10 protein-coding genes are annotated in these 13,138 nt (G+C 72.8%); 4 read left to right on the forward strand and 6 right to left on the reverse strand.

Annotated features, from left to right (window positions below):
- Nucleotides 1-173: 173 nt before the first annotated feature.
- Nucleotides 174-2,000: an ABC transporter ATP-binding protein gene (locus UO65_RS27920; protein WP_035288345.1), complete on the reverse strand. Its 1,827-nt coding sequence runs from the start codon at nucleotides 1,998-2,000 to the stop codon at nucleotides 174-176.
- Nucleotides 1,997-3,775, reverse strand: a complete 1,779-nt coding sequence (locus UO65_RS27925) for an ABC transporter ATP-binding protein (RefSeq protein ID WP_035288347.1) — start codon at nucleotides 3,773-3,775, stop codon at nucleotides 1,997-1,999. The genes UO65_RS27920 and UO65_RS27925 overlap by 4 nt, the downstream gene beginning before the upstream one ends.
- A 157-nt stretch (nucleotides 3,776-3,932) precedes the next feature.
- On the opposite strand from UO65_RS27925, the gene UO65_RS27930 reads away from it, so the two are divergent.
- The gene (locus tag UO65_RS27930) at nucleotides 3,933-4,154 is read left to right on the forward strand and encodes a hypothetical protein (RefSeq protein WP_035288349.1); all 222 of its coding nucleotides are present in this window, start codon (nucleotides 3,933-3,935) and stop codon (nucleotides 4,152-4,154) included.
- A gap of 78 nt (nucleotides 4,155-4,232) precedes the next feature.
- Nucleotides 4,233-4,964, forward strand: coding sequence for a helix-turn-helix domain-containing protein (locus UO65_RS27935; protein ID WP_035288351.1), 732 nt, complete (start codon nucleotides 4,233-4,235; stop codon nucleotides 4,962-4,964).
- Nucleotides 4,965-5,060: 96 nt separating this feature from the next.
- Here UO65_RS27935 and sepH read toward each other — a convergent pair whose 3' ends face one another.
- The 4 genes from sepH to UO65_RS27955 form a co-directional block, all read right to left on the reverse strand.
- Nucleotides 5,061-6,098: a septation protein SepH gene (gene sepH, locus UO65_RS27940; RefSeq protein ID WP_035288353.1), complete on the reverse strand. Its 1,038-nt coding sequence runs from the start codon at nucleotides 6,096-6,098 to the stop codon at nucleotides 5,061-5,063.
- Nucleotides 6,099-6,365: 267 nt separating this feature from the next.
- Nucleotides 6,366-7,502: a phosphoserine transaminase gene (gene serC, locus UO65_RS27945; protein ID WP_035288355.1), complete on the reverse strand. Its 1,137-nt coding sequence runs from the start codon at nucleotides 7,500-7,502 to the stop codon at nucleotides 6,366-6,368.
- Nucleotides 7,503-8,144: 642 nt separating this feature from the next.
- The gene (locus UO65_RS27950; protein WP_035288357.1) at nucleotides 8,145-9,506 is read right to left on the reverse strand and encodes a serine hydrolase domain-containing protein; all 1,362 of its coding nucleotides are present in this window, start codon (nucleotides 9,504-9,506) and stop codon (nucleotides 8,145-8,147) included.
- A gap of 101 nt (nucleotides 9,507-9,607) precedes the next feature.
- A complete protein-coding gene (locus UO65_RS27955) occupies nucleotides 9,608-10,759 on the reverse strand; it encodes a citrate synthase 2 (RefSeq protein ID WP_035288359.1) in 1,152 nt (383 codons plus the stop codon).
- 346 nt (nucleotides 10,760-11,105) lie between these two features.
- Between UO65_RS27955 and pdxH the strand changes: the two genes are divergently transcribed.
- Together pdxH and UO65_RS27965 are read left to right on the forward strand one after the other, a co-directional pair.
- Nucleotides 11,106-11,765, forward strand: coding sequence for a pyridoxamine 5'-phosphate oxidase (pdxH, locus tag UO65_RS27960; protein WP_035288360.1), 660 nt, complete (start codon nucleotides 11,106-11,108; stop codon nucleotides 11,763-11,765).
- Between the two features lie 66 nt (nucleotides 11,766-11,831).
- Nucleotides 11,832-13,121: an MFS transporter gene (locus UO65_RS27965; RefSeq protein WP_233427874.1), complete on the forward strand. Its 1,290-nt coding sequence runs from the start codon at nucleotides 11,832-11,834 to the stop codon at nucleotides 13,119-13,121.
- Nucleotides 13,122-13,138: the final 17 nt, after the last annotated feature.

A 13,138-nucleotide genomic window follows, 5' to 3' on the forward strand; every position in this document is an offset into this window, starting at 1 on the left:
CACCCGGGCAGTTGCTTGGTCGGGCCGCCGGTTGCGGGGGTGGTCGGTTGGCCAAGCACCTCCACCCACCCGGGCAGTCGCTCGCCGGGCCGCCGGTTCCCGGGGTCGTCGGCCGGCAAGCGCACCCACCCACCCGGGCACCACCGCACAAGCCCGGGTTGCACGGGCCCGGGTCAGACCAGGGAGTCGCGCCAGGTGGCGTGCAGGGTGGCGAAGTGGCCGCCCCCGGCGATGAGGTCGGCGGGTGGGCCGTCCTCGGCCACCCGGCCGTCGGCGATGACCAGTGCCCGGTCGGCGATCAGGACGGTGGAGAACCGGTGGGCGATGATCAGGGCCGTGCGGTCGGCGAGGACCGACTCCAGCGCCCGCTGCACGACCTGCTCGGTCGGCACGTCGAGGCTGGAGGTGGCCTCGTCCAGCACCAGCACCGCCGGGTCGGCCAGGTAGGCGCGGGCGAAGGCGATGATCTGGCGCTGGCCCGCGGACAGCCTGCCGCCGCGCTTGCGGACGTCGGTGTCGTAGCCCTCGGGCAGGGCGGTGATGAACTCGTGCCCGCCCACCGCGCGGGCCGCCGCCTCGATCTGCGGCCGGGTGGCGGTGGGGTCGCCCAGGGCGATGTTGTCGGCCACCGAACCGCTGAACAGGAAGTTCTCCTGGGTCACCATGACCACCGACCGGCGCAGCTCCGCGTCGCCGAGGGAGCGCAGGTCCACCCCGTCGAGGCGGACGGTTCCGGCGGTCGGGTCGTAGAAGCGGGCCACCAGCTTCGCCACGGTCGACTTGCCCGCGCCGGTGGGGCCGACCAGGGCGACGGTCTGGCCCGCGGCGATGTCCAGGTCCAGCGGGTGCAGCACCACCGGGGTGTCGGGGCGGTAGCGGAACTCCACGCCGTCGAAGGTGATGCGCCGACCGCCCGCGTGCCGGGGCAGTTCCACCGGGTGGTCCGGTTCGGCGACGTCGGGGCGCTCCTGGAGCAGGCCGGAGATCTTCTCCAGGGCCGCGGTGGCCGAGGAGTAGGAGTTGGCGAACATGGCGATGTCGTCGAGCGGGTCGTAGAAGCGGCGCAGGTACAGGGTGAACGCGGTCAGCACCCCCAGTTCCAGTCCGCCGCCGATCACCCGCCAGGCGCCGATCGCGAGGACCAGGGCCAACGACAGGTTGCCGATCAGCCGCACGGCCAGGGTGAAGTGCGCCATCAGGTCGAACGCGCGCCGGTTGGCGCCGCGGAACTCGTCGTTCAGGCTGCCCAGGATCGCCTCGTTGCGCGGTTCGCGGCGGAACGCCTGCACCGCGCGGATGCCGTTCATGGTCTCCACGAACTGCACGATCACCTTGGCGATCGCGCCCCGGGTGCCGCGGTAGGCGCGGTCGGAGTGGCGCTGGAACCACCGGGTGATGAACCAGATCGGGATGAACCCGGCCAGCACCAGGACCGCCAGCGGCGGGTCGAGCACGACCAGCAGACCGGCGATGCCGACCATCGACAGGACCGCGGTGAGGGTGTTCTCCACACCGGTGTCGAGCAGGTCCTCCAGCGCGTCGACGTCGCTGGTCATCCGGGAGACGACCTTGCCGGAGGTGTAGGACTCGTGGAACGACACCGACAACCTGCCGGAGTGCTCGAACACCCGCTGCCGCAGGTCGGTCAGCACGTCGCGGCCGATCCGCCCGGACAGGCGCATGAACGCGTAGTACAGCAGCGAGGACGCCACGGCCAGCGCCAGGTACCCGCCGACGCACCAGGCGAGCGTGGTGCCGTCGCCGTCGAGGGCGCGCGGCACGCCCGCGTCCAGGGCGACCGCGATCAGCAGCGGACCGGACAGCGCCGCCGCGTTGTGCAGCACCACCAGTGAGAACGCCAGCAGCACCCACCACCGGCGCGGTCGCAGCAGCGAGCCCAGCAGCACCCGCGACCGCCTGCGCAGCTTCACCCCGACCGCGGCGGTCAGTTCGTCGGTGTCCTCCGCGGCCACCCCGCGCCAGGCCTGCTCGTCGGTCACGCCGACCCCACCCTCTCCCGCTCGTCGTCCAGTGTGGACAGCAGGGCGCGGTAGTCCGCGTTGCCCGCCAACAGGTCGCTGTGCGTGCCGACGGCGGTGATCCGCCCGCCGTCGAGCAGCGCCACCCGGTCGGCCAGCCGCACGGTGCTCGACCGGTGCGCCACCACCAGGGCGGTGACCCCGCGCAGCACCTCCCGCAGCGCCCGCTCCACCTCCGCCTCGGTGTGCACGTCGAGCGCGGACAGCGGGTCGTCGAGCACCAGCACCCTCGGTCTGCCGACCACGGCCCTGGCCAGCGCCAGCCGCTGCCGCTGGCCACCGGAGAGCGACAGCCCCTCCTCGCCGATCCGGGTGTCGAGCCCCCACGGCAGCCGGTCGACGAACTCCTCGGCCTGCGCGATCCGCAGCGCCACCCGCACGTCGGCGTCGGTGACGCCGGGGGAGCCGAGCGCCACGTTCTCCCGCACGCTCGCCGAGAACAGCACCGGCTCCTCGAACGCGGTGGCCACGGCCGTGCGCAGGTCGCCCAGCCGCAGGTCGCGCACGTCCACCCCGTCGACGAGCACCCGCCCACCGGTCACGTCGGCCAGGCGCGGCACCAGCGCGGTGAGCGTGGTCTTGCCGGACCCGGTCGGCCCCACGAGCGCCACGGTCTCGCCGGGGCGCACCACCAGGTCGACCCCGGACAGCACCTCGCCCGCCGCGCCGGGGTAGGCGAAGCGGACGCCGTCGAGCCGCAGCTCGCCGTCCCCGTCGGCGGGCAGCGGCACCGGGTCGGCCGGGTCGGTGACGGTGATCGGCGAGTCGCGCACCTCCCAGTACCGCTCGCACGCCGTCGCCGCCTGGTTGGTCTCGGCCAGCAGCCAGCCGATGGAGTCGGTCGGCCAGCGCAGGTAGGTGGCCACGGTGATGCCCGCGACCAGGGTGCCGATCGACATCGTCCCCTGCGCGATCCCCTGGGTCCCCACCAGCAGTTGCAGGCCGATGCCCAGCTCCGGCAGGAAGATGATCACGCCGATCAGCCCGGCGATGACCTTGTACTTGGCCAGTTCCGTCGTCCGCAGCTCCCGCGCCTGCTGCCCGAACCGGCGGGCGATGTCGGGCCCACGGCCGAACGCCTTGAGCACCCGGATGCCCAGCACCGACTCCTCGACCGTGGTCGCCAGGTCGCCCGCCTGGTCCTGCGACCGGCGGGAGAGCACGGAGAAGCGCAGCTCGTAGCGGGTGGAGATGACGATCAGCGGGGCCGCGCACAGCAGGGTGATCAACCCCAGCCACGGGTCCAGCGCGAACAGCACCCCGATGCCCATCACGATCGTCAGCGCGTTGACCACCATGAAGATCGCCGCGAACCCGATGAACCGCCGCAGCGTCGACAGGTCCGACACGGCGCGGGAGAGCAACTGCCCGGACTGCCACTGGTCGTGGAAGGCGACCGGGAGGCTCTGCAGGTGGTGGTAGAGGTCGGCGCGGAGGTTCGCCTCGATCCGGGTGGACGGTTCGGAGACCAGCCTGCGGCGCAACCAGATCAGCCCCGCCTCGGCGATTCCCAGGACCACGATGAACCCGATCATCCACCCGAGCCCGCCGGTGTCGCGGTGCGCCACCGGGCCGTCCAGGATGGCCTTGACGACCAGGGGCATGGTCAGGCCGCAGGCCATCGAGCCCAGCACCGCCAGCCCGGAGCCGATGAGGTACCAGCGCAGCGGGCGGACGTACGGGCCGAGCCTGCGCAGCGCGGCCAGCCTGGAACCCGGACGCGGGTCCTCGCTCATGGTGCCCCCTTCGTCGCCTCGTCCGACGTTAGCGAGGAGGGGTGACAATCGGCACCCGGTTTTCCACAGGGCGGGGTTTCGCTTGCGGCGCAAGGGAAGTGATCACAACAGCGGGGGCCGGCTCGCACGCGGGGGCCGGGGCGGGCATCATGTGGCCATGACGGTGCGCTTCCTCCGCACGGCGCCGAGCATGGCCTTCCCGGACGGGAGGCTGCTCGCGGTCCGCGACACGCAGGTGTACCTGCTGGCCCCGGACGGGTGGACCCGGTTGGGGGCGCCGCGCACCCGGTCGGCGGAGCCGCTGGACCGGGAGGCCGCGGAGGACTGGTGCGAGCGGGAGGGGTGGGACCTGCACCTGCTGGACGCCGTCCCCGGGTGAGACCGCCCTGGTCGCCGCGACGGCGGCTGAGCACGCCGTGACAACACGGTCCGCACCCGCTTCCCGAGGGGGGACGGCTTGGCCTGGAGCACCCGGCAGATCGCCGAACTCGCGGGCACCAGCGTGCGCGCGGTGCGGCACTACCACGAGGTGGGCCTGCTCGCCGAGCCCGAGCGCCGGGCCAACGGCTACAAGCGCTACGGCGTCGCGCACCTGGTGCGCCTGCTGCGGATCAAGCGCCTGACCGACCTCGGGTTCTCCCTGCCGCAGATCGCCGGGATGGGCAACGCCGACGAGCACCCCGAAGAAGCGCTGCGGGCGCTGGACGCCGAGGTCGCCGGGACCATCGAGCGGTTGCAGCGGGTGCGCGCCGAACTCGCCCTGATCCTGGACAAGGCCGCCCCCACCGACCTGCCCGCCGAGTTGGCCCAGGCCGCCGCCGACGCGAAGCTGACCGCCGCCGACCGCTCGTTCGTCGTGGTGATGAGCCGGTTGCTCAGCCCCTCGGCCATCACCGCCTACCGGGGGATGCTTGAGGCCTACAGCGCCGATCCCAGCACGGACGAGTTCGACCACCTGCCCCCCGACGCCGACGAGCAGACCCGCGAGGACCTGGCCCGGCGGATGGTCGGGTACATCCGCGAACTCCAGGCCGACCACCCGGGGATGCGGGAGCTGAAGGCGGACACACCGGCCGCCGCGCGCCTGGCCGCGCAGACGATGGCGACGGCCCTGCACGACCTCTACAGCCCGGCCCAGGTCGACGTCATCCGCCGCGTGGGGAGGCTGCTCGCGCTCGACCCCGGCTGACCGGTGCCCCGACTGCCCTCAGTGGACGCTGGTGGGAACGCGGAAGCCCCGGCTCTGGTGTGAGCCGGGGCTTCCGCGTTGCGTTCCGGTGCCGCGCTACCCGCGGTTGGAGCGGGTGCCCAGGAGGACGTCCTCCCACGAGGGGACGATCGGGCGGGCCTTCTTCCCCTTGGCGGGGCGGCGGGCCGCCGCGGGGTCCTGCTTGCGGGGCGCCTCCTCGGCGGGGGCGTCCTGCTGCTCGGGCTCCGGGGCCTGTGCCTCCTCGGGGAACTCGACCACGGCGGCGGGCTGGGGGGCGGCGACCGGCTCCGGGACGGCCAGTTCCTCCTCCAGGTCCAGCGCCACCGGTGCCGGGGTCGGCTCGGGCTCGGGCGTCAGCTCGAAGTCCTCGACGAAGTCCTGCTCCGGGTCGCGGCGGTCGGGCTCGGCGGCGGGCACCACCGGTGCCGAGGGGGCCGCGGGCGGCTGCTCGGGCCCCGGGTCCGCCGTCTCCAGGCTCATGGCCGCCTGGGCCAGCTCGGTGACCGGGCGGACCGTGCGCAGGGTGCGGGTCGGCTGCGGGTCCAGCAGGTCGTGGGCGTGCTCGTCCAGCGGGGTGACCGTGCCGCCCTGGGCGCCCGGGCTGAACGACCAGTGGGCGCGGTTGTGCGACCGACCCGCGGCCCAGCTCAGGCGGACGATCCACTTGCCTTCCTCGTTGCGCCACGAGTCCCACAGCGCGACCTCGGCGTAGTCCTGCCCGCGCAGGGTGAAGGCGTGCTGGACCACCTCGTCGAGGGTCCGCACGTCCGGGCCCTCCTCGCGGACCGGGTGCGCCCGCTGGGCCATCTCGGCGTAGCGGGAGCGCTCCTGCAGGACCGGGTAGGCGAAGCGGTCGATCTTGTGCGTCGGGAGGCCGGAAGCCTCCGCGACCTGCTCGACGGACTCACCCGCACGGATGCGGGCCTGGATCTCACGAGGACGCATCTGGCTCTCCAGCTCGATCTCGATCTGGCCGAGTCGGGTGACGTCTCCTCGGGCGGCCGCGCGCAGCCGCTCGTCCGCCGGGAGGGTGAAGCGCTCGCCTCGCGCCGAGTCCTCGCAGACGATGGTCTTGCCATCATCCGCCAGCCCGACGACCCGCAGCGCGCGCATCGAGCACCTCCCGTACGACATGAGCAGAAATCACTCGTCTGCGTCCCACGGTAGATCGGCGGTACGGCCTGACGCGCCAGGCGCGCCGCGATCCCCGTGACATCCACTCGTGATCTTGCCGTATCCACCGGGGCCGCCGCATCCCGATTGGGGCGCGGTTCACCCATTCGCGAGCGTGTCAGCGTGGACACGCCGGGGGGCCACCGCCGATAGTGATCGGTTGGTGGCCCTCCGGGGTGATCACCCGGGCAGTTTAGCCCGAACGGCTCAGCCGAGGCGCTCGACGACCCAATCGATGGCGTTGGTGAGGGTGGTCACATCGGTCGGCTCGATGGCCGGGAACATGGCCACCCGCAACTGGTTGCGGCCCAGCTTGCGGTACGGCTCCACGTCCACGATCCCGTTCGCCCGCAGCGCCTTGGCCACGGCCGCCGCGTCGACCCCGTCGGCGAAGTCGATCGTGCCCACGACCTGGGAGCGGTGCGCCGGGTCGGCCACGTACGGGCTGGTGTACGAGGTCTTCTCGGCCCAGCCGTACAGGCGGTCCGAGGAGTCCTTCGTGCGCGCGGTGGTCCAGTCGAGGCCACCGTTGCCGTTCATCCAGTCCAACTGCTCGGCCAGCAGGAACAGCGTCGCCACGGCCGGGGTGTTGTAGGTCTGGTCCTTGACCGAGTTGTCGACCGCCGTGGTCAGCGACAGAAACTCCGGGATGAACCGGTCGGTCGCGCCGATCTCGGCCACCCGCTCCAGCGCCGCCGGGCTCATCAGCGCCAGCCACAGGCCACCGTCGGAGGCGAAGGACTTCTGCGGGGCGAAGTAGTAGCAGTCGAAGTCCTCGGCCTTGACCGGCAGACCCCCCGCGCCGGAGGTGGCGTCGATGGCCACCAGCGCGCCGTCGGACCCGGCGGGCCTGCTGACCGGCACGGCCACACCCGTCGAGGTCTCGTTGTGCGCCCACCCCACCAGGTCGGCACCCTCGGCGTAGGCGATCTCGGGGGCGCTGCCCGGCTCGGCGCTGACCACGATCGGGTCGGCCAGGAACGGGGCCTTCTTGTTCACGGTGGCGAACTTCGAGGAAAACTCACCGTAGGTGAACAACTGCGCGCGCTCGCGCACCAGCCCGAACGCGGCGGCATCCCAGAACGCGGTGGTGCCACCGTTGCCCAGGACCACCTCGTACCCCTCGGGCAGGGCGAACAGGTCCCGCAGACCCGCGCGCACCCGGCCGACCAGGGACTTCACCGGCTTCTGGCGGTGCGAGGTGCCCATCAGCTTCGCGCCCTCGGCGGCCAGCGCCGCCAACTGCTCCGGGCGCACCTTGGACGGCCCGCAGCCGAAACGGCCGTCGGACGGCTTGAGCTCCGCGGGGAGCTCCAGCGTGCTCGGATCGGCGGTCTGCGTCATCTCTGCGCCTTTCAACGTGCCGGTTGGGCTTCGGCACCCAGCCTAGGCCCGTCCACCATGTGGTCCCACTCGGCTGGGGTGGCCTCGGGGTCGCCCGATCCGGTCGATCGCGGGCTGCGGGGGTGGGCAGGACTTCTTGTTCAGTCGTGGCTGTGGTTCAAGGGCCCGGTCGTTTTGGGGGCGTGCACGGGTGGATCTGCTCAGCCGTGCCGTGGTTTCAAAGTCCGGTCGTTTGTTGGGCGTGCCCGGGTGGGTGGATCTGCTTGGGCGGGGCCCCTACAGCGATCATGCGCCCGGTGTGACCGAGTGGGGCGAAAAGAGTGCCCCACTGCCCAGGCAGGCTCGCACATGATCGCTTCCCCCACCCAAGCACATCCACCCACCCGGGCATTCTGGCGCCGGGCCGGCGGTTTGTTGGGTGGTCGGTTTCGCTGCGCCCGGTGGGGTTCGCGGTGGCGGGCTGGCGGGTGGCTGGTGGCTGGCCCGCCCGGCCGCCGGTTTGTCGGGTGGTCGGTAGCCGGGCCGACGGTTTGTCGGGTGGTCGGCGGCTGTGCGGTGTGGGCCCCGGGTGGCCGGCCGCCCGGCCGTTGGTTTGGCGGGTGGCCGGGCCGCCGGGTTCGGGGGTGGTGGATCGGTGTCGGGTCAGGGGTGGCGGGGGCGCCAGCCGTGCTTGTCGACGCCGCCGGGGATGGCTTCGGGGGTGCCGTAGGGCTCGCGGGTGAAGATGAAGGTAGCGAGGTCGAGGTGGCTGGGGGTGCCGTCCGGGGTTCGGTGCAGGGTGAGGGTTTCGCCCGCGTAGTAGCCGTCGAGGCCCTGCCAGGTGTCTTCGGCTGTGGGGCGGAAGCGGGAGGCCCGACCTCGGCCCGAGGTGGGGACGAGGTTGAGCAGGCGGTCGGGCAGCAGCTTGAGGGTGTACGGGGTGGGGCCCCAGTGCCACTGGCCGGTCAGGGCGAGCAGGGCCGGGTCGACCTCGGGCATCGGTTCCCACTCGGCGGGCAGGGCGGGTTCGTGCTGCTCGACGAGGTCGATCAGGTCGGCGGCGAGGGTGCCGACGCCGACGCCGGAGGTGCTGTTGGCCAGGCAGAGGGCGCCGGTGCCGGTGGCGGGGTCGGTGAGGACCATGGCGAGGAAGCCGGGCATGGAGCCGCCGTGGCCCGCCAGGCGCCTGCCCTTGACCCGCATGGTCTGCAGGCCCAGGCCGTAGCCGGAGGTCCAGGTGTCGTCGTCCTCGACGTGGGCGGGTTCGCGCATCTCGGCGACCGTGTCCGGGTGCAGGACGTCGCCGGTGTCGCCCGCGAGGAAGCGGGTCCAGCGGGCCAGGTCGTCCACTGTGGACCAGAGTTGGCCCGCGGGGGCCATCGCGCCCGCGTCGGGGGTGGGCTCGTGCAGCAGGACGTCGGCGTAGGGGTGCACCGCCCAGCCGGTGGCCGCGTCGGCCTGCGGGTGCGGGGTGGTGCGGGCCATGCCGAGGGGTTCGAGGACCTCCCTGGTCAGGGCCTCGTACCAGCCGGTGCCGCGGTGGCGGGCGACGAGTTCGCCGAGGACGCCGAAGCCGACGTTGGTGTAGTGGAAGCGGGCGCCGGGGCGGTGCCTGGTGGCCTCCGGGCCGAGGCTGGCGTTGAGCGCGGCCCAGTCGCCGCCCGCGGCGCGCTCCCACCAGGTGCCGGGGGACTCGGAGGTGAGGCCCGCGGTGTGCGCGAGCAACTGCGCCACCGTGGCCCCGCCGAAGGTCGTGCCCGGCACGTGCCGCTCCAGCGGGTCGTTCAGGTCGAGCCTGCCCTCGTCGCGCAGGCGCATGACCAGGGCGCCGATGAAGGTCTTGGTGATCGACCCGATGCGGTACTGGGTGTCGGCCGTCGGCGGCCTGCCCTCCACCTTGCCGCGGCCGCCGCTCCAGACGAGCCGGTCGCCCCGGACGACCCCCGCCACCAGGGACGGGGCCCGGCTCGCCGCCTGCTCGGTGGCGAGCCTGCGCAGCAACGCGAACTCAGTGGTCTGCAACATGGGGAGATTGTCGGGCATAAGGTGATCCGATAATTCCCCGGGCACGGCGAAGGCCGCCTCCCCGGGTGGGGAGACGGCCTTCGCGCTGCGCTGCGGGGGGACTAGTGGTTGATGGTGTCCCAGCCCTCGACGTCCTCGGGCTTGCGCGGGCTCGGGCCGATGTACTTGGCGGCCGGGCGCACCAGCTTGCCGGTGCGCTTCTGCTCCATGATGTGCGCGCACCACCCGGCGGTGCGGGCGCAGGTGAACATCGCGGGCATCATGTGCGTCGGGACCTCGGCGAAGTCCAGGATGACCGCGGCCCAGAACTCCACGTTCGTCTCGATGGCGCGGTCCGGGCGGCGCTCGCGCAGCTCCGCCAGCGCGGCCTGCTCCAGCGCGGCGGCGGCCTCGTAGCGGGCCGCGCCCAGTTCCTGGGCGGTGCGGCGCAGCACGCGGGCGCGCGGGTCCTCGGCCCGGTAGACCCGGTGGCCGAAGCCCATCATCCGCTCCTTGCGGTCGAGCAGGCCCTTGACGAAGCCGCGGGCGTCGCCGCTGCGCTCGACCTCCTCGATCATCGGCAGCACCCGGGCCGGGGCGCCGCCGTGCAGCGGGCCGGACATGGCGCCGATGGCCCCGGACATGGCCGCGGCCACGTCGGCGCCGGTGGAGGCGATCACCCGGGCGGTGAAGGTGGAGGCGTTGAGGCCGTGCTCGGCGGCGGAGACCCAGTAGGCGTCGATGGCGGCGACGTGCCGGGGGTCGGGCTCGCCGCGCCAGCGGGTCATGAACCGCTCGGTGATGGTGCCCGCCTCGTCGATGCGCCGCTGCGGGACCGCGGGCTGGTGGATGCCGCGGGCGGACTGGGCCACATAGGACAGTGCCATGACCGAGGCGCGGGCGAGCTGCTCGCGGGCCTCGTCGTCGGTGATGTCGAGCAGCGGCCGGTAGCCCCAGATGGGGGCCAGCATGGCCAGCCCGGCCTGCACGTCGACCCGGACGTCGCCGGAGTGCACCGGCAGCGGGAACGGCTCGGCCGGGGGCAGGCCGGGGCCGAAGCGGCCGTCGACCAGCAGCGCCCACACGTTGCCGAAGGTCACCTTGCCCGCGAGGTCCTCGATGTCGACGCCCCGGTAGCGCAGCGAACCGCCGTCGCGGTCAGGCTCGGCGATCTCGGTGTGGAACGCGACCACACCCTCCAGCCCGGGGCGGAAGCCGTCGTCTGGTTCGGCCGCCGGGTTGTGCGCCGATTTGTCCTGCACCGCGTGTGTCATCTCTGCTCAGCCCTTCCAGCGCCATGTGCGTGACGGTTCGCCCGCAGCGGTCGCGACAGCACCAGGGGCAGCTTCGTGGCAGGTCACCGGCGCCGGGCACCACTGCACGGCTGGAAAAAACTTTCCTCTCTACTCCGCTCGTTAGCAATCGTTCACTCTGGTGGGATGTGTCACGATCCAGTGAACCGATCCAGACGACCCGACGCCCACGGTGGGTGACGAACCCGGTTCGAGGGCAAGGATTCGGTGGTCGTGGTCACCTTTCGAGCGGTTTCCGTTCACCGGGAATCCCCGTACCTTTCAGGTTGCGAGGTGATCCCGGCGCGCCACTTGCGAGGAGAACACGATGCCTGACGGTGACATCGCCCTGAAGCTCCCGACCATGCGGGTCGCCTACGAGGGCGGCACGCTGGGCGAGTCCGAACTGCTGCCGACCTGGCACGAGCAGTTGCAGCGGTGGCTCGACGAGGCCGCCTCCCAGGGCCTGCCGGACGCGAACGCCATGGTGCTGGCCACCGCGGGCGGCGACGGGATGCCGTCCTCGCGCACCGTCCTCGCCAAGGGCCTCGACGAGCGCGGTGTGGTCTTCTTCACCAACTACACCTCGGCCAAGAGCCACGACCTGCTCGCCACCCGCTACGCCTCGGCCACCTTCCCCTGGTACGGCCTGCAGCGGCAGGTGACGGTACGCGGGACCGTGGAGAAGGTACGCAGTGCCGAGACCGCCGCCTACTGGGCGCAGCGGCCGCGCGGCTCGCAGCTCGGTGCCTGGGCCTCGCCGCAGTCCATCGTGGTCAGCGGTCGCGGCACCCTGGAGTCGGCGCTGGCCAATGTGGAGCGCCAGTTCGCCGACGCCGAGACCATCCCCGTCCCGCCGCACTGGGGCGGCTGGCGCATCCAGCCCGAGACGGTCGAGTTCTGGCAGGGCCGCGCCGACCGGATGCACGACCGGCTGCGCTTCAAGAACACCCGCGGCGGCTGGAAGGTCGAGCGCCTCGGCCCCTGACGGTCCCCTCCCCGGCGCCGCGGACGTCACAGCGGGCAGATCCTTAGCTGGCCTAAGCTCTCTGTCGTGAGCAACGGAGTCCCACCGCGCGGTCGCCTGCGGACCACCCTCGGCAAGATCGTCATCGACACCCGGCCGCTGCGCGTGCGCGACTACCGGATGCTGTGGTTCTCCACGGTCGTCACCGCCGTCGGCAGCCAGCTCACCGCGGTGGCCGTGCCCAAGCAGGTGTTCGACCTGACCGGCTCGTCGGCCTACGTGGGCCTCGCGGGCGCGGTCGGGCTGGTGCCGCTGCTGGTGTTCGGGCTGTGGGGCGGGGCGATCGCCGACGCCCTGGACCGGCGCAAGGTCATCGCGGTGAGCAACCTGGGCGTCGCGGTCACCTCCGCGCTGTTCTGGATGCAGGCGTTCCTCGGCTTCGACTCGGTGACCTTCGTGCTGGTGCTGCTCGGCGTGCAGCAGGCGTTCGTGGCGGTCAACGCGCCCGCGCGCAGCGCCGCCGTGGCCCGGCTGGTGCCCAGGGAACTCATCCCGCCCGCCAACGCGCTGAGCTTCACCACGTTCACCTTCGGCACCGTGTTCGGGCCGCTGCTCGCCGGGGCGCTGATCCCCGTCCTCGGCCTGTCCACCCTCTACCTGATCGACACGGTCGCCCTGGTGATCGCGCTGGCGTGGGTGCTGCGGCTGCCCCCGATCCCGCCCGGCGAGGGCTCCACCCGCACCGCGGGCGTCGCCGACGTCGTCGCCGGGTTCCGCTACCTGGTCGGGCGCAGGCTGCTGCTGGTGTCGTTCCTGGTCGACATCATCGCCATGGTCGCCGGGATGCCCAGGGCGCTGTTCCCGGAGATGGCCGAGCGCACCTTCGGCGACCCGCCCGGCGGGGGTGTGGCGCTGGGCCTGCTCTACGCGGCCATCCCGATCGGGTCGGTGGTGTTCGGCCTGTTCTCCGGCTCCTTCGCCCGCCTGCCCCGGCAGGGCGTGGTGATCACCCTGGCGGTGTGCGCCTGGGGCCTGGCGGTCGCCGCGGCCGGGCTGACCTCGTCGCTATGGCTGGCGGTGCTGTTCCTGGCCATCGCGGGCGGGTCCGACCTGGTCAGCGCCGTGCACCGCAGCTCGATCCTGCAAACGGAGGCGACCGACGAGATGCGCGGGCGGATGCAGGGCGTGTTCACCGTCGTGGTGGCGGGCGGGCCGCGGATCGCCGACGTCCTGCACGGCTGGGGCGGCGCCGTGTTCGGCACCGCCGCGACGGTCACCATCGGCGGGGTGCTGGTCGTCGTGCTGACCGTGGTCGCCGTGGCCGCGCTCCCCGCCTTCTGGCGCTACCGGTTCACGGCGGACGTTTCCCGAACGTGACCGCCGCCCCCGCTGCG

The organism is Actinokineospora spheciospongiae (genome assembly GCF_000564855.1).
Lineage (GTDB): Bacteria > Actinomycetota > Actinomycetes > Mycobacteriales > Pseudonocardiaceae > Actinokineospora > Actinokineospora spheciospongiae.

Excerpts from the sequence above, each read along its gene's own strand:
- UO65_RS27925 (WP_035288347.1), bottom strand. The coding sequence starts at position 3,775 with ATGAGCGAGGACCCGCGTCCGGGTTCCAGGCTGGCCGCGCTGCGCAGG.
- UO65_RS27930 (WP_035288349.1), top strand. The coding sequence starts at position 3,933 with ATGACGGTGCGCTTCCTCCGCACGGCGCCGAGCATGGCCTTCCCGGAC.
- sepH (WP_035288353.1), bottom strand. The coding sequence starts at position 6,098 with ATGCGCGCGCTGCGGGTCGTCGGGCTGGCGGATGATGGCAAGACCATC.
- serC (WP_035288355.1), bottom strand. The coding sequence starts at position 7,502 with ATGACGCAGACCGCCGATCCGAGCACGCTGGAGCTCCCCGCGGAGCTC.
- UO65_RS27950 (WP_035288357.1), bottom strand. The coding sequence starts at position 9,506 with ATGTTGCAGACCACTGAGTTCGCGTTGCTGCGCAGGCTCGCCACCGAG.
- UO65_RS27955 (WP_035288359.1), bottom strand. The coding sequence starts at position 10,759 with ATGACACACGCGGTGCAGGACAAATCGGCGCACAACCCGGCGGCCGAA.
- pdxH (WP_035288360.1), top strand. The coding sequence starts at position 11,106 with ATGCCTGACGGTGACATCGCCCTGAAGCTCCCGACCATGCGGGTCGCC.